The sequence below is a fragment of the Aureimonas glaciei genome, assembly GCF_014643375.1.
Lineage (GTDB): Bacteria > Pseudomonadota > Alphaproteobacteria > Rhizobiales > Rhizobiaceae > Plantimonas > Plantimonas glaciei.
Window position 1 is genome coordinate 278,768 of sequence record NZ_BMJJ01000006.1, and the last position, 22,001, is coordinate 300,768.

Consider the following 22,001-nt stretch of genomic DNA (forward strand, 5'->3'; position numbering starts at 1 on the left):
GAAAGCCGCTCCAGCCGCAGCGACCGCCTGGGGGTCAGCGGGAAAATTTCGAGAAGGCGAGGCTGGCGACGCTCTTCAAAAGCTTCGGATCGCGCCAGGCCCATTCGGCCAGCAGTCGGAACTCCGGCAGCTTGCGGCGCTTTACCCGGCCGGCCTGGCCCCAGAGCGCCTGTCGCCGGGCGGTCTCGCGATACCCCTCGAGCGAGGCGAGGTCGGCGGGCTTGTGATCGAAGCGCTTTGCCAGCGTGTCGAGGGCAACGAAGGTGTTGTACTGCTGGCGCAGGAATTCCGGCGACTGGTTGTCCACTCCGTGGAAAATGTTGAGGCCCTCGCCCCGCACCGCGCCGGTGCTGCCGGACAGGACCGTGCGCCGCGCGGTGCGCACGCAGTCGTAGAAGAACAGCACATCCTCGGCCGCCAGCCGGAATTCAGCCTCGAACCGTGCGGTGCGAAAGAGGCTCTCGCCCAGCACCAGGCAGGACAGGTGCATGAATGACCAGTTCTTCAGCATCGCGCCGGACAGGTCGGGCACTTCCAGGATCAGGGGATCTTCGGCGAGGCGCACCACCTCGGTGGTCTCCGCGAGCTTGGCCATGTCGAAATGGTAGTAGAAGGCATCGCCGCCGGTGATCGAGGCGAAATAGCAATCGGCGTCGAACCGGTTCATGGCCCGGACCGCGGTGGCGAGGTGGTCCGGCGTCCATTCGTCGTCGGAATCGATGAAGGCGGCGAACTGGGTGCCCGGGGTGATCGCAGCGAGCCCGGTGTTGCGCGCGCCGCCCGGCCCCATGTTCGCCTGGTGCAGGATGCGGATCTTCGATTGCTGCGCTGCGGTAAATCCGCCCAATTCGGCCTCTACGGGGAGCGGCGAGGCGTCATCGACGATGACGATCTCAAAATCCTGATAGCTCTGCGCAAACACAGAGTTGAGCGCCCGGACAAGGATGCCCGGTGTCTTTTGATAGTATGGAATGATCACAGAGCAGTTTGCCAATGGCGCACCTTGCTGGTTTGATCGAAGAGGATTAGGGGCCACAAGAATACGGCTCGTCTTCCTTTCGAAATTACTTCTCCCTTAGCGGGTTTTGGCAAGACGCGCGCCAAAAGACAACGGGGCATCGCGCATGACATCTCGCGTCAACATCAACTCCGTGACGAACAACGTCGGCTGGAGCGTTCTCTCGCGCATCGGAACCTTCGGCCTGAAGTTCCTCACAGTGCCGATCCTCGCCCGTCTCCTGTCGCCGGAAGAGTTCGGCGTGGTGGCGGTGGCGCTGACCATCGTCCAGTTCCTCGCCACCATCGGCAGCGCGGGTCTTGCCGCCGCTCTGATCCTCCAGAAGGACGAGGACATGGAGACCGTGCATTCGGTCTTCTGGGCAAACTTCGTCATTTCGGTGGTGATGATGGTCATGATCATCCTCTGGGCGGATGGCATCGCGGCCTTGCTGGGGTCGGTCGAGGCGTCGGCGCTGCTGCAGGTCTTCGCCCTGCTGATCCCGCTCCAACTCTGCGGCGACGTCGCCTATTCGCTGCTGGCGCGGCGGATGTCGTTCGGCAAGGATGCCGCCTGGAGCGTCACCTCGGAGACGCTCGGCGTCGTCGCCGCCGTGGGCCTCGCCCTTCTCGGCTGGACGATCGGGGCGCTCGTGGCGCAGCAGTTCGTCTCGGCGATCATCCGTTTCGTCGGCCTCTACTGGGCGGCCGGCTACCGGCCGCGCTTCGTCGTCTCTCTGCCGAAGCTGAAGGGGCTGACGAATTTCAGCCTCGGCCTGATGGGCTCGGAGATCGCCAACTTCGTCACCTTCCAGTCGCCGCAGGTCGTGGTTGCCCGTGTCCTCGGTCTCGGCGATGCCGGCGCCTATTCGATCGCCAACCGTTTCTCGTCCATCCCGAACCAGATCATGCTGACCGGACTGATGGGCGTGCTGTTTCCCGCCTTCTCGCAGATGATGCACGACCGGGAGCGCCGTGCCGCGGCGCTGATGCTGGCCACTCAGGTCTCGACGCTGCTGATCGCGCCGATGATGTTCGGTCTGTGGGCCGTGGCCGAACCGGCCATGACGGTGATCTTCGGCGAGAAATGGGCCTTCGCCTGGCCCGTGCTGGGGCTGCTGGCCGTCTCCAAGGGCATCATGTCGCCCTGCGGGACCTTCATCCCCTATCTCAAGGGCGCCGGCCATTCCGGCACGCTGTGGTGGTCGGCGGTGATCCGCGCCGTGCTGGTGACCGGGATGGTCACCTATGGCGCGGTCTATGAAGGCCTGGTCGGCGCCATGGCCTGGCTCTGCATCGCCAATGCGCTCACCCTGGTCGGCTATTCCTGGGCCGTCCTGCGCACCAATGACGGCTCCTTCTTCCGCGATTTCGCGGTGATGTGCCGGCCCATGCTGGTGGCCGTGGTGATGGCAATCGCCGTGCGCTTTCTGCTCGACCAGGTGAAGGCCGATATTCCGAGCGACGTGCTGCGCGTCTTCCTGGGCATGGCCGTGGGCGGCGTCCTGTATGGGGTGATGGTGCTGCTGACCGAGCGGCCGCTGATCATGAAGCTCCTCGCTCTGGTGATGAAGCGCCGGGCAGCGCCGGTCGTCGCCTGAAGCGCGCCGCCGGCCGACCCCGGATCACAGAAAACTATCGTTTCCGATCAACGGCATGACGGGTTCGATCGAGGCTAGGCCGGGCCGGCGTCACATTCTCCACGCAAAGCCGGAGCATTGCTGCGGTGCAATAACGCCCGTTGGAACGCGCCGCTGGCTTCGATCGGTGCGCGAGAGCGGGCCGCAGTCCCAGCGAGAAGCCTCGTGCCAAAGGGTACGGCTGCCAAGGAGACGATATGCCGAATCACCGTCCGGCCCTCATTCCTCTGATCATGCTCGTCGGCCTTGGCGCCATGGCGCCGGCGCCCGTCAGCGCGCAGCCGAAGCCGAACGGCGAGAGCTTCGTCGACAATTTCGACCGGCTCGACCCCAAGCGCTGGTTCATCTCCGACGGCTGGAACAATGGCGATCACCAGAACTGCACCTGGCTGAAGCGCAACGTTGGCATCACCGACGGCGTGTTGAAGCTGAACTATGGCGCCCAGAAAACCAAGGACCGCGCCTATGGCTGCGCCGAGGTGCAGACCAATCCGCGCTATAGCTATGGCACGTTCGAGGTGCGGTTGAAGGCGGCGAAGGGCCCAGGCCTCAATTCCTCGATGTTCAGCTATATCGGCCCGGTTCACAAACAGCCCTGGGACGAGATCGATTTCGAAATTCTGGGCAAGGATCCATCGAAGGTCCAGCTCAACCAGTACATCAACGGCAAGGGCAATAACGAGAAGACGGTGCCGGTCCCCGGGGGTGCTGATACGGCCTTCAACGACTATGCCTTCGTCTGGGAGAAGGATCGGCTCCGCTATTACATCAATGGCAAGCTGGTGCAGACTGTCACCGATCCCTCCGCCATTCCCAGCCATCCGCAGAAGATCTATCTCGCGATCTGGGCAAGCGAGACCCTGAAAAGCTGGCTGGGCACGTTTGTCGACCCAGGCCAGGCGGTGCTCGAGGTCGACCGCGTTTCCTATACGGCACCGGGCGAGCCCTGCCAGTTTCCAGAATCCGTCGCCTGTCTTCCGCAGTAATCGCTCAGTAGCTTGCAGGTTCACTGATCCGTTTAAATCGGTTTATGTTGCATCGCAGCAAGTTTTAGATTATCTAGACTTCTGAAGATTGGCGTGAGGGAAACAGCCTATGCTGCACATCTTGTATCTGGTGCACGATCTTTCCGATCCTGCCGTGCGCCGGCGCATGATGATGCTGGCCGCGGGGGGCGTGCGGGTGACCCTGGCCGGGTTCCGCAGGACGGAGATACCGGCGGATTCCGTGGCCGGCGTCGTGCCGATTGACCTCGGCATGACCGCCGACGGGAAGTTTCTCGCCCGCGCGGCGACGCTAGCGGCTGCGGCGGTGCGGCTGCGCAGCAAGCTTGGTCGCATGGACGCGCCAGACCTGATCATCGGCCGCAACCTCGAAATGCTGGCGCTGGCAAGCCGCGCGCAGGCGCTGTTCGGCGGCGCCGCGCCGATCGTCTACGAGTGCCTCGACATTCATCGCCTCTTGCTGCGCGGCGATGCCCTGGGTCGGGGGATGCGGGCGGCCGAGCGGGCTCTCGCCCGCAAGGCGGGCCTTTTGATCACCAGCTCGCCCGCCTTCGTCCGACAGTATTTCACGCCAAGAGGCCAGTTCGACGGGCCGGTCATGCTGCTGGAAAACAAGGTTCTGGCGCTCGGGACGCTGCCGGCGGCGCCCAAGACCGAGCGGGTCTTGTCCACACCGATTCGCATCGGGTGGTTCGGCGCGCTGCGCTGCCGCCGTTCGCTGGCTTTGCTGTCGGCGTTCGCCCGCCGACAGGAGGGGCGCTTTGAGGTCGTGCTGCGCGGGCGCCCGGCGCACACGGAGTTCGTCGATTTCGAGAAGGACGTCGCGGCGGCGCCGCACCTGTCCTTTGAGGGTCCCTACCGCAATCCCGAGGATCTGGCCGCCATCTACGGTGACGTGCACTTCACCTGGGCGATCGACTTCTTCGAGGCCGGGCAGAACTCCGACTGGCTCTTGCCGAACCGGCTCTATGAGGGGTGCCGGCACGGTGTGGTGCCGATCGCCATGGCCGGCACCGAGACGGCGCGGTTCCTATCCGTGCGCGGCATTGGCCTGATCCTGCCACAGCCTACCCCCGAAGCGCTGGAAGGCTTGCTGGCGCCGATCGATGGACCGGCCTACGCGGCGGCTCGCACTGCGGTGGCCGCCGAGCCGGACCGTGCCTGGATCGCCGACGAGGCGGACTGCCGGGCCCTGGTCGAGCGCCTGCAGGCGCTGGTCCACCGCGCCCCCGCCTTGCCGGCCCTGGAGATCGCCGCGTGATGACGACCGCCTTTGAATCTTCTCCCGTCGATGCGCCGGCGTCCGGCCTGATCGTCATTCCCTGCCTGAACGAGGCGGCGCATATCGAGACGCTGGTGGCGGACATGCACGCGGCAGCCGTGCGGCTGAACCTGCAAGTCGTCGTGGCGGATGGCGGCAGCACCGATGGCACGCTCAGCCTGCTGGCGCGCCTTGCCGAGGCCTATCCCCGTCTCACCGTGATCGACAACCCGCGGCGCCTGCAAAGCGCCGCGCTGAACAGCGTCGTGGCGCGGTTTGGCGATGCGGTCGATTTCCTGATCCGCATCGACGCGCATGGCGGCTACCCCGCCGACTATTGCGAACGGCTGATCGAGGAAATGGCGGCGACGGGGGCCGATTCCGTCGTCGTCGCCATGGAGACCCGTGGCGCGAAGGGATTCCAGAAGGCGACCGCTGCGGCGCAGAACTCCAAGCTCGGCAATGGGGGCTCCAAGCACCGCAGCGGCGCCGCCGGCCACTGGATCGACCACGGCCACCATGCCCTGATGCGCATCGCCGCCTTCCGGGCCGTGGGCGGCTATGACGAGAGCTTCAGCCATAACGAGGATGCCGAGCTGGACTACCGCCTGCGCGCGGCAGGCTACCGCATCTGGATGACCGACAAGACGCGCATGGTCTACTATCCCCGCGCGACCGCCTCGGCGCTGTTCCGCCAATATCTCGGCTATGGCCGGGGGCGGGCGCGCAATCTCCTGAAGCATGGGAACCGGCCCAAGCTCCGGCAGGCCGTGCTGCTGATGGTGGCGCCGCTGGTGGTGGGAAGCCTCTTGGCCGTCTTGTGGTGGTGGGTGGCCGTGCCGGCGGCGGTCTGGGCATTGCTCTGCCTTGGCTACGGCGTGCTGCTCGGCCTGCAGGGCGGCGCCGGGCCGCTGGTCGGCGTCTCCGCCATGGTCATGCATTTCGCCTGGTCGGCCGGTTTCTGGCTGCAACTGCTGGCGCCCCGTCCCGCCAAAGCGGGTGCCGCATGAGCATGACCACTCCCGTTACCGTGGACATCTGCATCTGCACCTTTCGGCGGCCCCAACTGGCCGAAACCGTGCGCTCGCTCGATGCGATGACCGTGCCGGACGGGGTGTCCGTGCGGCTGATCATCGCCGACAACGACGTGACGCCGAGCGCCGGAGACCTGGTGCGCCGGCTGCAGACTCAAAGCCGGTACGCCATCCTCTTTCGCCATGCGCCGGCGCGGAATATTTCCATCGCCCGCAATGCGTGCCTCGACGCCGCCACCGGGGACTTTGCCGCCTTCATCGACGACGACGAGACCGCGTCGCCGGGCTGGCTCGGCGCGCTCCTGGCCAAGGCCGAGGGCGCCGATGCCGTGCTCGGCCCGGCGCAGGCGGCCTATGAGCCGGGCGCGCCAAGCTGGATGCGGCGCGGGGACTTCCACTCGACCCGGCCGGTCTGGGTCAACGGCGAGATCCGCACCGGATATACCTGCAACGTCCTCTTGCGCCGGGCCTCCCCACTGATCGCGCAGCGCCGCTTCGCGCTATCGCTTGGCCGAAGCGGCGGCGAGGACACAGACTATTTCACCGCCCTGACCGAGGCCGGCGGCCGCATCGCCTATGCCGAGGACGCGGTCGTCGGCGATCCGGTGCCCGCCAGCCGGGCGAGCTTTGCCTGGTTGATGAAGCGGCGCTTCCGCATGGGTCAGACGCACGGCCGCGTGGTGCTCGGCGCTCCGAAGGGGCCTGCGCTCGTCCGGCAGGTGGCGCTCGCGGCCGGCAAGGCGGGCGCTTGCTTTGCCGCCGCGGCGGCCGTCGCCTGGTCGGCACCGCGCCGCAACCGTCTGGCGCTGCGCGGCATCATGCATGCCGGTGTCGTCAGCGGACTCCTAGGGGTCAGGGAAATCACGCAATATGGTGACATCGATGCGGCGGAGGGCAAAGCCGATGCAGCCTGACGTCAGCGTCATCATCGCCGCCTATAATGCCGAGGCCGGCATCGCCCGCGCGATCAGGAGCGCCCTGGCCCAGACCGGCGTCACCGTGGAGGTGATCGTCGCCGACGACCAGTCCAGCGATCATACGGCGGCGATCGTCCGCACGTTTTCCGGCGACGGCGTCCGCCTGCTGCGTCTGCCGCGCAATCTCGGTCCCGGCGGCGCGCGCAATGCCGGGTTGCTGGCCGCCACCGGCCGCTGGGTCGCCATCCTCGACTCCGATGACGTGATGCGGCCCGAGCGCTTGGCGCGGATGATCTCGCTGGGCACGCAGAGAAGCGCCGTGATTGTCACCGACAATCTCGAGGTCGTTCAGGAGGGCTCAAGCAGCGGTGAGGTCATGTTCCCCGGCGATAGGCTCGCCGCGGTCCCGGAGATCAGTCTTGCCGATTTCATCGCCTCTAACGTCATCTTCGAGGCGACGTTCAACTATGGCTACATGAAGCCGATCTTCGAGCGGGCCTTCATCGAGCGCGAAGCCCTGCGCTACGACGAGAGCCTGCGGATCGGGGAGGACTACACCTTCCTGGCCTCGGCGCTGGCCAAGGGCGGGCGCTGCGTGGTCGACCCGGAGCCGGGCTATGTCTACTACATCCGTAAGGCCTCGATCTCGCGGGTCCTGGAGCCGCGCCACGTTGCCAGCATGCTGGCCGCGGATGCCAGCTTCCAGCGCACGCATACGCTCGACCCCGCAGCCCGCAGGGCTTTCATGCGGCGCCAGCGAAGCCTTCGGCAGGCGGCATCGTTTCTTTCTGTCGTCCAGCATCTCAAGGACCGCGCGCCGGTAAAGGCGCTCGGCGCTGCGCTGCGCGACCCCGCCGCGATCCGTCATCTCAGGATGCCGCTCATGGCCCGTCTGCAACGCTTGACCTCGGTGCGAGCCAAGGCGCCCTGAATTCGCCGCCTTCCACAGGGATCGCAGCGGCACTACCCACTACCCCTATCCACCACGAGGAGCTTCGACGTTGAAGAAAGTCAGAAAGGCCGTCATCCCGGTCGCGGGTCTCGGCACGCGTTTCCTGCCGGCAACGAAGTCCATGCCCAAGGAAATGCTGACCATCGTCGACCGTCCGGTCGTTCAGTATGCGGTCGATGAGGCGCTGGCCGCCGGCATCGAGCACATCGTCTTCGTCACCGGCCGCAACAAGGCGACGATCGAAGACTATTTCGACATCCAGCCCGAGCTGTTCGTCACCCTGACGGAGAAGGGCAAGATGGACCAGCTGAGCTCGCTCGAGAGCCTGCTGCCGCCGCCGGGCTCGATGAGCTTCACCCGGCAGCAGTCGCCGCTCGGCCTCGGCCACGCGATCTGGTGCGCCCGTGACATCATCGGCGACGAGCCCTTTGCGGTGCTTCTGCCGGACATGGTCTGCTTCGGCGAAGAAGGCTGCCTCAGCGGCCTGATGGACCTTTACGGCACGACCGGCGGCAACGTCATCGCGGTCGAGCAGTGTGATCCGAGCCAGACCGGCAGCTACGGCATCGTCGGCAAGGGCGAGACGGTCGGCAGCGGCTTCACCGTGACCGAGATGGTCGAGAAGCCGGCACCTGCCGTCGCCCCCTCGAACTATTACATCAACGGCCGCTACATCCTGCAGCCCGAGGTGTTCGGCATTCTCGGCACCCAGGCAAAGGGCGCGGGCAACGAGATCCAGCTGACAGACGCGATGCTGCGCATGTCGGAAAGCCAGAAGTTCTATGCTCGGCCCTACGCCGGCAAGACCTTCGACTGTGGTTCCAAGGACGGCTTCATCCAGGCGAACGTCGCCTTCGCGCTGGCCCGGGCGGATATCCGCGACCTCGTCTACGAGCCGATCGCGTCCATGATCGAGTCCTACAGCGGACGCACCAAGGCAGCCTGAAGCCGTCGCCGCGCGGGCCCCGACGGGCTGCGCAGTGACTTTCGCGGCGCCTGACGGCGCCCGGCAGCGGCCGCGCTGTCATCCATTGCCGTGTCCGGCGCCGGTTTCGGTCGCCGCCGGACAGCCACGGCTCACCATGCCGGCGCCGTCGCGCGGGGCAATGATGCGCAAAGGCGCGAGCGATGAACGAAAACAAGAATCCCCTGCCCAGTGCCGTTGCGCCCGCCGTTCAGGACGGCGAATCCTCCGACGATTTCATCGATATCGACCGCCTGCTCTCGACGGCGCTGCGGCACTGGCGGGTGATTGCGCTCGGCGCCGCGCTGGGGCTCGGGCTGGGTATCCTCTATCTGCTATCGGCCAACCCGATCTACACCTCCGGCACCCGGATCCTGCTGGATCCCGACCTCGGCCGTTTCGCCGAGGAAACTGGGACGCGGCCCCCGGTGCAGATGGATTCGGTGGTGCTGAACCAGGTCGAGATCCTGAAATCATCCCGGCTCGCGCGCACCGTGGTGCTGGCCGAGAAGCTGGACGAGAACGAGGACTTCCTCAACCCGCCGACTTCGCCGATCGACTGGTTGAAGGGGCAGGTGAAGGCCATCGCCGACCTTTTCTCAACCGGTCCCGAGCTCAGCCAGAGCAACATCCAGAATGCCCGTATCGGCAAGGCGATCGCCTTCCTGCAGCGCTCCTTGCAGGCCGAACGGGTCGGGCGCAGCTCCGTCATCGACGTGTCGTTCAGCGCCACCAGTCCGCAGCTCGCCGGCTCGATCACGCGCGCCTATGCCAAGGCCTATCTGGCCGACCAGCTCGACGCCAATTTCGACGCCACCCAGCAGGCGACCGTCTGGTTGCAGGACCGCCTCGGCGATCTGCGTGTCTCCTCGCAGAACGCGGCGCTGGAGGTGGAAAAGTACCGCGCAGAGCAGGGGCTCACCTCGGCCGGCGGCGAGCTGATCTCCGAGCGGCAGCTCTCGGACCTCAATGGCCAGCTCATCCTGGCGCAGGCCGAGACCGCCAAGTCGCTGGCCCGCTACGAACAGTACAAGTCGATCGTCGACAGCGGCGTCGACAATGCGGTGCAGAACGCCACCATTTCGAACGCCGAGCAGCCGGGCACGGCGACCATCGTCGACCTGAAACAGCGCTACCTGACCGTGACCAAACGCGAAAAGGACATCGCCGCCCAATTCGGCGCCGACCATCCGCAGGCCGTCAGTCTCCGGCGGGAGGAACAGGATCTCACGCGCCAGATCTTCAACGAGCTGCAGCAGCTGACCGACAGCTATCGCAATGAATACGAGGTGGCGAAGTCGCGCGAGGATAGCTTGCGTGCCAATCTCAGCCAGTTGGCACGCGAGAGCTCGGCCACCGGCAATTCCTTGGTCCGCCTGCGCGAGCTGGAGCAGCAGGCGCTGGCGCTTTCGACGCTCTACCAGACCTTCCTCTCGCGTTACGAGGAGGCCTCGCAGCAGAGCTCCTTCCCGATCGCCAAGGCGCGGGTGATCTCGGAAGCCGGTAATCCAGTTCAGCCCTCGAGCCCGAAGAGGGCGATGGCGCTGGGTCTTTCTCTGGTGCTCGGCCTGTTCGTCGGTGGCGCGGCGGCCGCGTTGCAGGAGTTCCGCGAGCGCTTCTTCCGCACCAGCGAGGATGTGACCTCCGCGCTCGGACTGAAATTCCTCGGTCATCTGCCGCTGCTGGGCACCTCGGCAGCCGCCAAGCCGCGGCGTTTCGGCCTCGGCCGCAAACCGGCCGTGGGAGAGGCGCCTTTGGCCCTTCCGGTCCCGGACGGCGCTCTGGTGCCCGCGGGGATGCGCTATGCCGTCGACATGCCGGCCTCATCCTTCGCCGAGACGCTGCGCAACGCCAAGATCGCCGCCGACATCTCCTTACCCGGCAGCGGCTGCAAGGTGATCGGCTTCGTCTCGGTGCTGCCGCACGAGGGCAAGACAACCGCCGCGGCAAACTTTGCCGCTCTCTTGGCCGCCAACGGACTGCGCACGCTGCTGGTCGACGCCGATCTGCGCAATCCGGGCCTCAGCCGCCGGCTGTTGCGCAAGTCCGACAAGGGACTGATCAACGGGATCGTTGGCGAGGTGCCGTGGCAGAACACGGTGATTTACGAACCGGCGCTGGGGCTGTCGATCATTCCGTCCTTCGTGCGGGGCTATCTCTCCCACACGAACGCGCTTCTGTCCGGGCCCGGCATTCGCCAGTTGCTGCAGGAGGCCAAGCAGTTGTTCGACTACATCATCGTCGATCTTCCGCCGCTCGGCCCCGTGGTCGACGCCAAAGCCTTCGAGCCCATGGCCGACGGCTTCTTCATGGTGGCCGAATGGGGGGTGACACCGCGGGCGCTGGTGCGCTCGACGTTGCGGACCGATACCGGCATCGCCAACAAGGTGCTGGGCGTCATGCTGAACAAGACCGACATGCGGCTCCTGCGCCGCTATGGGTCGGAAGGCGCGTCGGACCGCTATATCCAGCGCTATGCGTCCTATTACGTCGACGACCGCCCCGCGCTTTGACCCTTCGTGCGGAACGGTGGAGCTGAACTGACCCCCGGGCCGTCGCCTTCGGCCCGCGGGCGCCGCCGGAGGCGCCGTCGATCACCCCTCAGCGTTGCGCGGGGGCATCGCCGTCGGCCATGATCTGCCCGGTCAGGAAACGCCCGGTGTCGCGCCAGATGCGGACGGCGGTCAGGCGGCCGGAAAAATAGGCGCCGGTGTCGATATCGAGCCGCTTGCCGTCCAGCCGCGGCATGGTGATCGGGGTGTGCCCGTGGACCACGAATCGGTCGAGCAGATGCGCCTCGGCATAGAACTTCTGCCGCATCGTGGTGAGATCGTGGTCGCTCTGCTGATCGAGCGGAAGCGCGGGCCAGATGCCAGCATGGACGAAGACATAATCGGCCGATTCCACGACAACCGGGAGCGTGCGCAGGAAGGCGAGGTGGTCGTCCGGCACCAGGGCGCGGATCATCGCGTCGTCGCGCGCGCCATTGCCGAGTTTCTCGAGGCGCGCATGGTCCACGCCGTAGGAGAACAGCGTTGCGTCGCCGCCGAGCCGGACCCAGTCGGCGCGGTCGATCCGGCCTTCGAGGAAGTCGAGCATGGCCGTCTCGTGGTTTCCGGCAAGGCAGACCCGCTCGAAGCCTTCCGGCGGCCGCTGGAGCAGATGTTCGATCACCCCGGCCGAATCCGGCCCCCGGTCGACATAGTCGCCGAGCATGATGATCAGCTTCGGCCCTGAGATACGGGCGGCGTCGCGAACGATGTCCTCCTCCAGCGCCAGCAGCAGGTCGAGGCAACCATGCACGTCCCCGACGGCGTAGACGGCAAGGCCTGAAAGGTCGAGCGACAACCGCGGCCGACCGGCCGATACCTGCTTGCCGCGGGAAAGAAAGCTGCTGATGGACTTCATAAGGGGCGGCCGGACACTCATTCAGATGGAGGACGCCGGCCCGAGAGGCCGGTCGTTCGATTGTAGGGAAAAATCGGCGCGGTGGGGGATTCGTTTCGACAGGCGACGAGGAGAGGTCGCTGACGCTCGAAGCAAACGGCCACATCATTTAGGGGTGGCCCGGCGAATCTGCACAGCGGGCTGAGTGGATTGTCTGCCTGAAGGGCGGCCAGGGTGGCTGCGATCAGGAGCGGGGACCTCCGCGTTAAGATCAGTCATATGATGACAGAGCGCCGATCTCGGTTTATGGAGCATGGTCGATTGTCCATGCCAGGAGGCCAACTTGCCCCGACCAAGAACTCCGCCCCCTCAGCCCCTGCGAGAAGTTGTCATCGAGACGCTGCGCACGCAGATCATCGATGGCGACTATGCACCTGGGGATCAACTCCCGACGGAACCCGTTCTCGTCGCCCGGTTCGGGTACAGTCGCACCGTGATCCGGGAAGCTCTTGCAGCGCTTCGAGCCGATCGGCTGATCGATTCCCGCCATGGCGTCGGCGTCTTCGTGCTGGGCCCGACCCGCCCGTCGGCGGAACTCGAGGTGTTCAGCCAGGCGACGGACAAGATCTCCGATATCATCGAGGAACTGGAACTGCGGATCGGCATCGAGGTCGAAGCCGCAGGGCTCGCAGCTCTTCGAAGCTCGCCGGCGCAGGAGGCGGAGATCCAGTCGCTGGTGGACGAATTCAAGATCCTGGTCGATCGCGGCGAGTCGACGGACGAGGCGGATTTCCGGTTCCACATGGCGATCGCCCGCGCCACCAACAACGGACGTTTCCACGCCTTCCTCGAGCATGTCGGCAAGCGGATCATCCCGCGGGTCAAATTCCGCTCGGTGATGGGCGGCATCGACCCGCTGCCGAACCGCGACCACATCCTGCTCCAGGAACACGAGGAAGTGGCGGAGGCGATCTCGGCCCGCGATGCCGAGCAGGCGCGTGATGCGATGCGGCGGCACCTCCAGGGCGGAATCAAGCGCTACCGTGCCTTGATGCGGTCCCGCTCGTCCGAACCCGCCTCTTGACCTCTGGTATGAGTCATCATATGACACGGCACCGAAGTCATATGATGTGAGGCAGAATGTCCCCCGAAGAAGTCAAACGCGCGCTGTCCGCCGGCCTCCTGTCGTTTCCAGTCACCCACTTCGACGAGGAGGGTGGACTGAACCTCGAAAGCTACCGCCGCCACGTCAACTGGCTGTCCGGCTATGATGCGACGGTGCTGTTCGCGGCAGGCGGCACGGGCGAGTTCTTCTCGCTGACCCCGCAGGAGGTTGGCGACGTCACGCTCGCGGCAAAGGAGGCCGCAGGTTCGGTTCCGATCGTCACGGGCTGTGGCTACGGCACGGAACTCGCCAAAGACGTCGCACGGAGGGCGGAAGCCGCTGGCGCCGACGGCTTGCTGCTGCTGCCGCATTACCTGATCGGCGCCTCGCAGGAAGGCTTGTTCCGCCACATCAAGGCGGTGTGCGGCGCGACCGGCCTCGGCGTCGTCGTCTACAATCGGGCAAACTCCGTGGTGAATGCCGATACGCTGGCACGACTGGCTGAGGCCTGCCCGAACCTTATCGGTTTCAAGGACGGCACCGGACAGATCGCGCTGGTGCGCGAGGTGTCCGTCAAGCTCGGCGACCGTCTCTGCTACATCGGCGGCATGCCGACCCATGAAATGTATGCCGAGGCCTTCAACGCGGCAGGCGTCACCACCTATTCTTCGGCCGTCTTCAACTTCGTCCCGGAATTGGCGCTGCGCTTCTACAAAGCCCTGCGGGCCAACGACCGGGCGACGATGGAAACGATCCTGAAGGATTTCTTCTACCCCTTCGCCGCGATCCGCGACCGTCAGACCGGCTACGCCGTTTCGATCATCAAGGCGGGCGCCGCAGCGGTCGGCCAGACTCCGGGTCCCGTCCGCCCTCCGCTGACCGACCTGACGGGCGAGGAACGCGAGATGCTGGCGGATCTCATCCGCCGCAATTCCTGACGGGCCCTGTGCGGCGCCCGGACTGAAGGGCAGGGCGGGAGGCGCCCCCTTCGAGTAAGCGGACCGGGCCCTGCGCGGTCTTCGAACGTTCGGGGCCAATGGCGGCGCCGGACGACTAACCACGATCATTTGGGAGGATGACCATGAAGACTTCGCGCATTTTAACGGCCACGCTGGCGCTTCTTGCCGGGTCCATCGCTCTGCCGGCGGTCGCCCAGGCGGCCGGTAGCGACATCACCATCGTCCTGCCGGAGCAGCCGAGCAATCTGGAACCCTGCGGCTCGATCCTCACCGATGTCGGCCAGGTCGTCAGCCAGAACATCACGGAAGCGCTGACCACCGTCGATCCCAGCAACGGCTCCGTCCAGCCGAAACTCGCTACCTCCTGGGAGCAGACCGCGCCGCTGACCTGGCGCTTCAAGCTGCGCGAGGGCGTGACCTTCCAGGACGGCGAGAAATTCAACGCCGAAGCGGTGCGCTTTGCGATCAACCGCATGACCAGCAAGGCGTTCACCTGCAACAACCTCGCCAAGTTCGGCAGCGACACGCTGACGATCACCCCGGTCGATGAACTGACCGTCGACATCACCTCGACCCAGCCGCAGCCGATCCTGCCCACGCTGATCAGCGTCGCGATGATCGTCTCGCCGAAGACGGCGGCCGACAAGGCGACGAACGCTCCCGTCGGCACCGGACCGTTCGCGCTTGGCGAGGCGACACCCGAGCGCATCGTCCTGACCCGGCGCGACGGCTATTGGGGCGAGGCGCCGGCGGTGACCAAGGCCACCTATGTCTGGCGTGAGGAATCGTCGCTGCGCGTGGCGATGATCCAGACCGGCGAGGCGGACCTGACCCCGACCATCGCCCTGCAGGACGCCACCGACCCGGCGCGCGACTTCTCCTATCTCAACTCCGAGACCACGGCCATTCGCATCGACATGGACTATGCGCCGCTTGACGACGTGCGGGTGCGTAAGGCGTTGAACATGGCCATCGACTGGGAGGGTCTGGCCACCCTGTTCGGTGACGACGCGCTGCGCGCCTCGCAGATGGTCGTGCCGGGCATCAACGGCCACGACAAGACTCTGGCGCCCTGGGCCTTCGATGCCGAGGCTGCCCGTACGCTGATCGAGGAGGCCAAGGCCGCCGGCGTGCCGGTCGATACGGAGATCAACCTCGCCGGCCGCAACGGCATCTATCCCAACGGCACCGAGGCGCTGGAAGCCATGATGGCGATGTGGACCGATGTCGGCCTGAACATCAAGCTGACCATGCTCGATGTCGCCGACTGGACCCGCTATCTCCAGAAGCCCTTCCCGGCCGATCGCGGCCCGACCCTCCTGCAGGTCCAGCACGACAACAACAAGGGCGACGCGGCCTTCACCGTGCCGCTGCTGTACCGCTCGACCGGCAGCTATGCGACGCTCTCCGACACGGCGCTTGACGGCGAGATCGATGCGGCGCTCGCGGCGACGGGCGCGGAGCGGACGAAGGCCTTCGAGGCCACCTTCAGGAAGGTGCACGACGAACTGGCGGCGGACGTGCCGATGTTCCACATGGTCGGCTACACCGCCGTCGGGCCGCGGCTCGACTGGCGCCCGAGCCTGGCGACGAACAGCGAGATCCCGCTCGGCCAGATCCGCTTCAAATAGGCCTGCCCGGCGGGGTGCGGCACGCCGCCCCCCGCCACCGCATCTCCAATGGATTGGTCGCCCATGTTCGGCTTCATCGGCAAGCGCGCCTTCAACAGCGCGATCTCCATCTTCGGCCTGCTCGTTCTTGTCTTCGTGCTGACCCGGCTGACCGGCGATCCGGCGGCGCTGTTCCTGCCGCTGGATTCGAGCCTCGAGGCGCGGCAGGAATTCAACCGGCTGAACGGTTTCGACCAGCCCATCATCACCCAGTTCTTCACCTATCTCGGCAATCTCGCGCATCTCGACTTCGGCATGTCGCTGCGCCAGAACCGGCCGGCGATGGAGGTCGCGCTGGAGGCGTTCCCGCGCACGCTGCAGCTCGCGGCCATCGCGATCGGGCTGGCGATCTCGCTGTCGCTGCTGGTCGGCGCGCTTGCCGCCGCCCGTCCCGGCGGCTGGTTCGACCGGCTGTCGGGCTTCATCTCGCTGGCCGGCGCCAGCGCCCCGGATTTCTGGGTGGCGATCGTCGGCGTGCTGGTCTTCTCGGTCGGCCTCGGCTGGCTCCCCACCTCCGGCTCCGGCGGCATCCTGTTCTGGATCATGCCGATTTTCGTGCTGACGCTGCGCCCCTTCGGCCTTCTGGTGCAGGTGGTGCGGGGCACCATGATCGGCGTCCTCGCCATGCCGCATGTGAAGACGGCGCGGGCCAAGGGCGTGTCGCCGAAGTCGATCCTGCTCCGGCACGGCCTGCGCAATTCGATGCTCCCCGTCGTCACCGTCGCCGGCGATCTCGCGGCGAGCCTCGTCAACGGCGCCGTGGTGGTCGAGACCATCTTCGGCTGGCCGGGCATCGGCAAGCTGATGATCGACTCCATCGTCCAGCGCGACTTCGCCGTGGTGCAGAGCACGATCCTCGTTACCGCCTGCGCGATCTTTGTCCTGAACATCCTCATCGATCTTCTCTACGCCGCGCTCGATCCGCGCATCAGGTACTGAGCCCATGAGCGAGACATCCCTTCTCATCGACAGCCAGCCGTCCGGCCTCGGTCGCCTGCGCACCTGGGGCGGCTGGCTTTGGCGCGACAAGCTGGCGCTCGTCTCCATGATCTTCCTGGTGGTGATCGCGCTGACCGCGCTGCTGGCGCCGCTTCTCATCGGCGATGCCGCAACCAAGCTCGGCCTGCGCCAGCGCAACCTCGCGCCCTTCACCGCCGGCAGCGGCTGGCTCTACGTCCTCGGCGCCGACACGCTCGGCCGCTCCATGCTGGCGCGGCTGCTGGTCGGCGCCCGCAACACGCTCGGCATCGCCGCCGCGGCGGTCTTCGCCTCCATGCTGGTCGGCGGCGCGCTCGGCCTCATCGCCGGCTATTCCCGGCGCTGGTTCGCGCAGGTGATCCTGCGCGTCGCCGACGTCATCATGAGCTTTCCGTCGCTGCTGCTCGCCCTCATCGTGCTCTATCTCCTCGGCCCGAGCATCACCAACCTCATCATCGTTCTCGCCGTCACCCGCATACCGATCTACCTGCGCACCACCCGAGCCGAGGTGCTGGAGCTGCGCGAGCGGATGTTCGTGGATGCGGCGCGATCGATGGGCGCCGGTCACCTGCGCATCGTGCTCCGCCACATCGCGCCGCTGACCATCCCGACACTGGTCACGATCGCCGCGATCGACTTCGCCTCGGTGATCCTGGCGGAATCGGCGTTGAGTTTTCTCGGCCTCGGCATCCAGCCGCCGGCCTTCACCTGGGGTGCCATGGTCGCCACCGGCCGCGGCTACCTGCAGACCGCCTGGTGGGTGGCCTTCTGGCCGGGCCTCCTGATCATGATGACGACCCTGGCGCTCAACATCGTCGCGTCCTGGGCCCGTGTCGCCTCGGACCCGCAGCAGCGCTGGCGCCTGCAATCTCTGAAAAGGGCCGCGCGATGAGCGCCGCCGAGCCACCGGTCCTCGAGATCCGCAATCTCACCGTCGACTTCCTGTCGGACGCCGCGCCCGTGCGCGCCGTCGACGGCATCAACCTCTCCGTCCGCCGCGGCGAGACGCTTTGCATTCTCGGCGAAAGCGGCTCGGGCAAGAGCGTCAGCGCCAGCACGGTGCTCGACATCCTCGATACGCCGCCGGCCGACATCGTCTCCGGCAGCATCCTTTTCGAGGGACAGGATCTCGCGACGCTCGACCCGAAGGCGCGCCGCGCCTTGAACGGCCGCCGGGTCGCGATGATCTTCCAGGACCCGCTCGCCCACCTCAATCCGGTCTACAGCGTCGGCTGGCAGATATCAGAGGTATTCCGCGCGCACGACGTCTGCGACGGCGCCGAGGCCCGCAGGCGTGGCATCGAACTGTTGCGCCGCGTGGGCATCCCGGAGCCGGAGGAGCGCTTCGACCGCTATCCGCACGAGTTCTCCGGCGGCCAGCGCCAGCGCGTGATGATCGCCATGGCGATCGCCCTGCAGCCCGCGCTGCTGATCGCCGACGAGCCGACCACGGCGCTGGACGTCAGCGTCCAGGCACAGATCCTCGACCTCCTGAAGGACCTGCAGCGCGAGTTCGGCATGGCGCTGGTGCTGATCACCCATGATCTGGAAGTCGCCGCCAACATGGCCGACCGCGTCATCGTCATGCGGCGCGGCAAGGTGGTCGAGGAGGGCGTGGCGCAGACCGTCTTCACCCAGCCGGCCGATGCCTACACCCGTCAGCTGATGAACGCGCTGCCCTCGCATGGCGATTCGGGCGAGGGGAGGCGGGCGGGCGCCTCGACCGGTGAAGTGCTGCTCGACGTGCAGGGCCTGACCAAGGTCTACCATCTCTCGCGCGGCCTCTTCTCGTCGCCGCGTTCGACCGCCGCCGTCGACGACGTCTCCTTCCGGGTGCGCCGAGGCGAAACCCTCGGCATCGTCGGAGAGTCCGGCTCCGGCAAGTCCAGCGTCGCCAAGATGCTGCTGCGGCTGAGCGAGCCGACGGCGGGCCGGGCGCTCTACCGCGGTGATGACATCTTCGCCATGCCGCCGAAGGAACTGCTGGCTTTGCGCCGCAAGGTCCAGATGGTCTTCCAGGATCCCTATGGTTCGATGAACCCGCGAATGGACGTCCGCGCCATCATTTCCGAGCCCTGGCGGATCCATGACGACATCCTGCCGAAGAAGCGCTGGAACGAGCGGGTCGCGGAGCTCCTCGATCTCGTCGGTCTGAAGCCCGAATGGGCGAAACGCTATTCGCACCAATTCTCCGGCGGTCAGCGACAGCGCATCGCGATTGCCCGAGCGCTCGCCAGCGACCCCGAGCTCATCGTCTGCGACGAGGCCGTCTCAGCCCTCGATGTCTCCGTCCAGGCGCAGGTGATCGACCTCCTCGCCGATCTGCGCGACCGGCTCGGCCTCTCCTACATCTTCATCACCCACGACCTGCCGGTCGTCCGCAACTTCGCCGACAGGGTTCTGGTCATGCACCGCGGGCGCGTGGTCGAGGAGAACGAAACCGTCGCGCTCTTTGCCAGCCCGTCGCAGCCGTACACACAGACCCTCCTAGCCTCGAACCCGACGCCAAAGTGGGAGAATAGCTCGGCCAAATAGGCGTTGGATGGGGCCGAAGGCCCGTAGATGCGAGCGGACTGTCTGATCTGACGGACACCTTCGGCCTGAACGCGTGCGCCGGTGGAAGTCGCGATCCAAGGTATGAAGCGGCGGGTCGACACCTTTTTTTGCAAGAGAGCGTCATGCAGTCCGTGCGACCGGCACACCCTCGGCGTCGGCCTTCTTCCTAAGCGCATCGTCGCGTTCATCCTGCGCCAAGGCCAGGGCGCGTGCATGGTTCGCCTTCACCTCCTTCATGCTGTTGGCGAGCGAACGAGGAATCCCTTACCTCCAGTTTTCGACATAGGGGCAAAGGGCGGGGGCACCACGAGCCGCAAATAGAACGCGCCGGGCTTTCTGACGAGATGAGCGAAGCGCTGCTGAGCCACGTCCGTCCTCCACTCTGCGAAGAAGAGTGGGACGAGCTTTGGGCCTAAAGACCCTGCGCCGCAGGGGTTTGCAACGATTTCAATGGGAAGGCATGGTGGGCGATGACAGGCTCGAACTGCCGACATCCTCGGTGTAAACAACGATCTACATGAACGAAACCCCTGCGACACAAGGGTTTCGCCGTCGTTTCTTTACGCGTTTTCACGCTCTTTTATGGGGGTTTCCCCCGCAAAACCCCGCGGACGAGGAGGCACAAGCCGGGTGTTCTTGCCCGCCCCGTGCGTCGAGAATGCCCTGTTGACGGCAGCGTCCCGGCTCGGGTGATGGTGCCCGTACACCTTGCGGATCATCAACTCGGTCATCGACGCGTACTGCCCGATCTCCTGAAGGGAAACCTTCCCGGTCATCACGAGCCAGGTGATCGAGGTGTGCCGGAAGCTGTGGAGTACGATCCCGTGCTTCGGCCCGAGTACGGCGTTCAGTACCTTGATGAGAGCGAGACGAGGGTTGGCTGCCTTGCCCTTCCACTCGACGAGGTTACTGCGAGGCTGACGGACGCCGTCGACAAGGGGGCCGCGCTGGTACCTACGCAGGTAGTGGAGGAGGCGATCCGGGATAGTGATGTCCTCGGCGCGCTTCTTCGTCTCGACCTCGTTTCTCCACATCCGATGATACGTGCCGGTTTCGAGGTCGATCCACGGACGACCTGGCGTCTCCTCGAAAGCGGCAGTCCAGATCCTTCCCGAGCGGGATGCGGTGTATACCGCTGTCATGATCCACGGAATAAGGTGCCGATACGGCCAGACGTCGATCTTGATGAGTTGCCCTTTGTTCGGACCCCGTGGCGGTCGCCAGGTTCGCTGGTGGTTGCGGCAATAGCGAATGAGTGCCGCGACCTCTTCGCGCTTCATCCAGCCTTCCCGAGCCTTGCCCTTGCCCGGAAGCGAGACCTTGACGACCTCTCGCAGCTTCCCGTCGGCAATGGCCATGTTGATCGCGGCCTGGAAAATCTCCAGGTCCTTCCTCGCGCCGGCATGGGTTCCTCGGTGCCGGATAAACGCGTGGCAGGTCGTCGTGTCGACGTCGTCGAGGGTCATCTCGCCGAAGAAGTCGAGGAGCCGGTCGATGAGCGAGAGGAACTCGTCCGTTCGCTTGACCGGCCGGATGATCGGGTTGGGAGAGGCGTCGGTCTTGCGCTCGGCGTACGTCGCCAGCACGTCCGCGCACATGACGTCCTCCGCCATGGCCTTCCTCTTTGGGGCCTTCCGCTCCTTCGAGTGCAGTTCGGTCAGGTAGGCGGCAAGCGCTTCCTCAGCTCCTGCACGATCCTCCGCGCCGCAGCCAGTGCGCTTGCGGTATCGTCCGTCGGTGACGACCCACGTCCCGGGCCTCGTTTTTCCGTTTTCGGTGCGCTCGGCTTCCCAGTCGAGGCGGGCGGGTTTGCGCGGACGCGGCATCGTTCTCTCCAGGCTGCGATGTCGGACCGGGTCACGCGATAGGGACCTCCTGCAGTCAGACGTATCGCCGGCAGGGCGCCGGCAAGAATGGCATCTCGCAGATTCGCGTACGTCACGACGCCGCCCAGCTCGGGGAGGAGAACGGCGTCCTTCAGCTTCATGAGCGTGTCCGGCCCGACCTCCCTCGTTACCGTCTCGACGGGCACGACGACAGGCACAGGCACCGGATCCGGCACCTCAAACGGCCTCGACGACCAGGAGCTTGCCAGGGTGGCAGGAGGAGGAGGGCAGGCGACGCCGCCGATGAACGAGATCTGCATGATAGCTATCTTGCCGGTTGAGGACTCTCGAGCAAGCCTTTGCGTGCTCGAGGAGTTTTCTTAAACTTTCGAGGGTTAATGCCCGCGATTTAACTCAAATCGGAGGGACGAGGGCGCCTTTGTGCCCCCGGTCGTAGCCGAACGACGTGGCGGCGTTCGCGACGGACAGTGCCCGACGGAGCCGGTCCACCTCGTCCCGGGTCTCGAAAAGGGCGCTGATCAGGGCGGCAATGGCGGCTCGATCGTCGCCACCGAAAAGGTCGAGCGCGTGCTGGACCGGATCGACGTCGAGGTTTGCCGGTTCGTATGGTATCGTCGGTTGCTTGGTCACGGTGCCTCCATGGCTGGGTTGGCCCGAGACGGTGTTCGCGCACCGCTCGGGTCGATGCTTCTGAAGAAGCGGGATGAAACGGAAAGCTCTCGAAAGAGCCT

18 protein-coding genes are annotated in these 22,001 nt (G+C 65.8%); 14 read left to right on the forward strand and 4 right to left on the reverse strand.

The genetic code is table 11. The features are described 5' to 3' along the window. Positions 1–34 precede the first annotated feature (34 nt). Positions 35–994 (reverse strand): glycosyltransferase family 2 protein, encoded by a 960-nt coding sequence (locus IEX88_RS14355; RefSeq protein WP_188851798.1) that lies wholly within the window; start codon positions 992–994, stop codon positions 35–37. A 130-nt stretch (positions 995–1,124) separates the two neighbouring features. Here IEX88_RS14355 and IEX88_RS14360 point away from each other — a divergent pair, with 130 nt between their 5' ends. From IEX88_RS14360 to IEX88_RS14395, 8 genes are all read left to right on the forward strand, one after another. Then, positions 1,125–2,597, forward strand: coding sequence for a lipopolysaccharide biosynthesis protein (locus IEX88_RS14360; protein WP_188851800.1), 1,473 nt, complete (start codon positions 1,125–1,127; stop codon positions 2,595–2,597). A gap of 236 nt (positions 2,598–2,833) precedes the next feature. Next, on the forward strand, positions 2,834–3,622 hold the full coding sequence (gene exoK / locus IEX88_RS14365) for an endo-1,3-1,4-beta-glycanase ExoK (protein WP_244640181.1): 789 nt from the start codon (positions 2,834–2,836) through the stop codon (positions 3,620–3,622). Positions 3,623–3,731: 109 nt separating this feature from the next. Then, complete coding sequence (locus tag IEX88_RS14370) at positions 3,732–4,901, forward strand: glycosyltransferase family protein (RefSeq protein ID WP_188851802.1); 1,170 nt, start codon at positions 3,732–3,734, stop codon at positions 4,899–4,901. Further along, the gene (locus IEX88_RS14375) at positions 4,901–5,911 is read left to right on the forward strand and encodes a glycosyltransferase family 2 protein (protein WP_188851804.1); all 1,011 of its coding nucleotides are present in this window, start codon (positions 4,901–4,903) and stop codon (positions 5,909–5,911) included. The genes IEX88_RS14370 and IEX88_RS14375 overlap by 1 nt, the downstream gene beginning before the upstream one ends. 2 nt (positions 5,912–5,913) lie before the next feature. Further along, a complete protein-coding gene (locus IEX88_RS14380) occupies positions 5,914–6,849 on the forward strand; it encodes a glycosyltransferase family 2 protein (RefSeq protein ID WP_244640200.1) in 936 nt (311 codons plus the stop codon). Next, positions 6,839–7,783 (forward strand): glycosyltransferase family 2 protein, encoded by a 945-nt coding sequence (locus tag IEX88_RS14385; protein WP_188851808.1) that lies wholly within the window; start codon positions 6,839–6,841, stop codon positions 7,781–7,783. Before IEX88_RS14380 ends, IEX88_RS14385 begins: the two co-directional genes overlap by 11 nt. 70 nt (positions 7,784–7,853) lie before the next feature. Next, complete coding sequence (locus IEX88_RS14390) at positions 7,854–8,750, forward strand: UTP--glucose-1-phosphate uridylyltransferase (RefSeq protein ID WP_188851810.1); 897 nt, start codon at positions 7,854–7,856, stop codon at positions 8,748–8,750. A 182-nt stretch (positions 8,751–8,932) separates the two neighbouring features. Continuing rightward, positions 8,933–11,281 (forward strand): Wzz/FepE/Etk N-terminal domain-containing protein, encoded by a 2,349-nt coding sequence (locus tag IEX88_RS14395; RefSeq protein ID WP_188851812.1) that lies wholly within the window; start codon positions 8,933–8,935, stop codon positions 11,279–11,281. Positions 11,282–11,369: 88 nt separating this feature from the next. Here the strand turns inward: IEX88_RS14395 and IEX88_RS14400 are convergent, their stop codons facing one another. Beyond that, positions 11,370–12,176 carry a metallophosphoesterase gene (locus tag IEX88_RS14400; RefSeq protein ID WP_188851814.1) on the reverse strand — a complete coding sequence of 269 codons (807 nt, stop codon included), beginning with the start codon at positions 12,174–12,176 and terminating at the stop codon, positions 11,370–11,372. Positions 12,177–12,468: 292 nt separating this feature from the next. Between IEX88_RS14400 and IEX88_RS14405 the strand changes: the two genes are divergently transcribed. The 6 genes from IEX88_RS14405 (at position 12,469) to IEX88_RS14430 (ending at position 19,402) form a co-directional block, all read left to right on the forward strand. After that, positions 12,469–13,239, forward strand: a complete 771-nt coding sequence (locus tag IEX88_RS14405) for a FadR/GntR family transcriptional regulator (RefSeq protein WP_188851817.1) — start codon at positions 12,469–12,471, stop codon at positions 13,237–13,239. 56 nt (positions 13,240–13,295) lie between these two features. Continuing rightward, positions 13,296–14,198: a 5-dehydro-4-deoxyglucarate dehydratase gene (gene kdgD, locus IEX88_RS14410; RefSeq protein WP_188851819.1), complete on the forward strand. Its 903-nt coding sequence runs from the start codon at positions 13,296–13,298 to the stop codon at positions 14,196–14,198. A gap of 143 nt (positions 14,199–14,341) precedes the next feature. Further along, positions 14,342–15,850 (forward strand): ABC transporter substrate-binding protein, encoded by a 1,509-nt coding sequence (locus IEX88_RS14415; protein WP_244640184.1) that lies wholly within the window; start codon positions 14,342–14,344, stop codon positions 15,848–15,850. 63 nt (positions 15,851–15,913) lie between these two features. Then, entirely contained in the window at positions 15,914–16,828 is a 915-nt protein-coding gene (locus IEX88_RS14420; RefSeq protein ID WP_188851823.1) for an ABC transporter permease, read from the forward strand. A 4-nt stretch (positions 16,829–16,832) separates the two neighbouring features. Continuing rightward, positions 16,833–17,759: an ABC transporter permease gene (locus tag IEX88_RS14425; RefSeq protein WP_188851825.1), complete on the forward strand. Its 927-nt coding sequence runs from the start codon at positions 16,833–16,835 to the stop codon at positions 17,757–17,759. Beyond that, positions 17,756–19,402 (forward strand): ABC transporter ATP-binding protein, encoded by a 1,647-nt coding sequence (locus tag IEX88_RS14430; RefSeq protein ID WP_188851828.1) that lies wholly within the window; start codon positions 17,756–17,758, stop codon positions 19,400–19,402. The genes IEX88_RS14425 and IEX88_RS14430 overlap by 4 nt, the downstream gene beginning before the upstream one ends. Positions 19,403–19,983: 581 nt before the next feature. On the opposite strand, the gene IEX88_RS14435 is transcribed toward IEX88_RS14430, so the two are convergent. Further along, complete coding sequence (locus tag IEX88_RS14435; protein ID WP_188851830.1) at positions 19,984–21,249, reverse strand: site-specific integrase; 1,266 nt, start codon at positions 21,247–21,249, stop codon at positions 19,984–19,986. A gap of 414 nt (positions 21,250–21,663) precedes the next feature. Next, complete coding sequence (locus IEX88_RS14440; protein ID WP_188851832.1) at positions 21,664–21,900, reverse strand: hypothetical protein; 237 nt, start codon at positions 21,898–21,900, stop codon at positions 21,664–21,666. Positions 21,901–22,001: the final 101 nt, after the last annotated feature.

Coding starts and splice junctions, on each gene's coding strand:
- IEX88_RS14360 (WP_188851800.1), top strand. CDS start 1,125: ATGACATCTCGCGTCAACATCAACTCCGTGACGAACAACGTCGGCTGG.
- exoK (WP_244640181.1), top strand. CDS start 2,834: ATGCCGAATCACCGTCCGGCCCTCATTCCTCTGATCATGCTCGTCGGC.
- IEX88_RS14370 (WP_188851802.1), top strand. CDS start 3,732: ATGCTGCACATCTTGTATCTGGTGCACGATCTTTCCGATCCTGCCGTG.
- IEX88_RS14375 (WP_188851804.1), top strand. CDS start 4,901: ATGACGACCGCCTTTGAATCTTCTCCCGTCGATGCGCCGGCGTCCGGC.
- IEX88_RS14380 (WP_244640200.1), top strand. CDS start 5,914: ATGACCACTCCCGTTACCGTGGACATCTGCATCTGCACCTTTCGGCGG.
- IEX88_RS14385 (WP_188851808.1), top strand. CDS start 6,839: ATGCAGCCTGACGTCAGCGTCATCATCGCCGCCTATAATGCCGAGGCC.
- IEX88_RS14395 (WP_188851812.1), top strand. CDS start 8,933: ATGAACGAAAACAAGAATCCCCTGCCCAGTGCCGTTGCGCCCGCCGTT.
- IEX88_RS14400 (WP_188851814.1), bottom strand. CDS start 12,176: ATGAAGTCCATCAGCAGCTTTCTTTCCCGCGGCAAGCAGGTATCGGCC.
- IEX88_RS14405 (WP_188851817.1), top strand. CDS start 12,469: ATGGTCGATTGTCCATGCCAGGAGGCCAACTTGCCCCGACCAAGAACT.
- kdgD (WP_188851819.1), top strand. CDS start 13,296: ATGTCCCCCGAAGAAGTCAAACGCGCGCTGTCCGCCGGCCTCCTGTCG.
- IEX88_RS14415 (WP_244640184.1), top strand. CDS start 14,342: ATGAAGACTTCGCGCATTTTAACGGCCACGCTGGCGCTTCTTGCCGGG.
- IEX88_RS14420 (WP_188851823.1), top strand. CDS start 15,914: ATGTTCGGCTTCATCGGCAAGCGCGCCTTCAACAGCGCGATCTCCATC.
- IEX88_RS14425 (WP_188851825.1), top strand. CDS start 16,833: ATGAGCGAGACATCCCTTCTCATCGACAGCCAGCCGTCCGGCCTCGGT.
- IEX88_RS14430 (WP_188851828.1), top strand. CDS start 17,756: ATGAGCGCCGCCGAGCCACCGGTCCTCGAGATCCGCAATCTCACCGTC.
- IEX88_RS14435 (WP_188851830.1), bottom strand. CDS start 21,249: ATGCCGCGTCCGCGCAAACCCGCCCGCCTCGACTGGGAAGCCGAGCGC.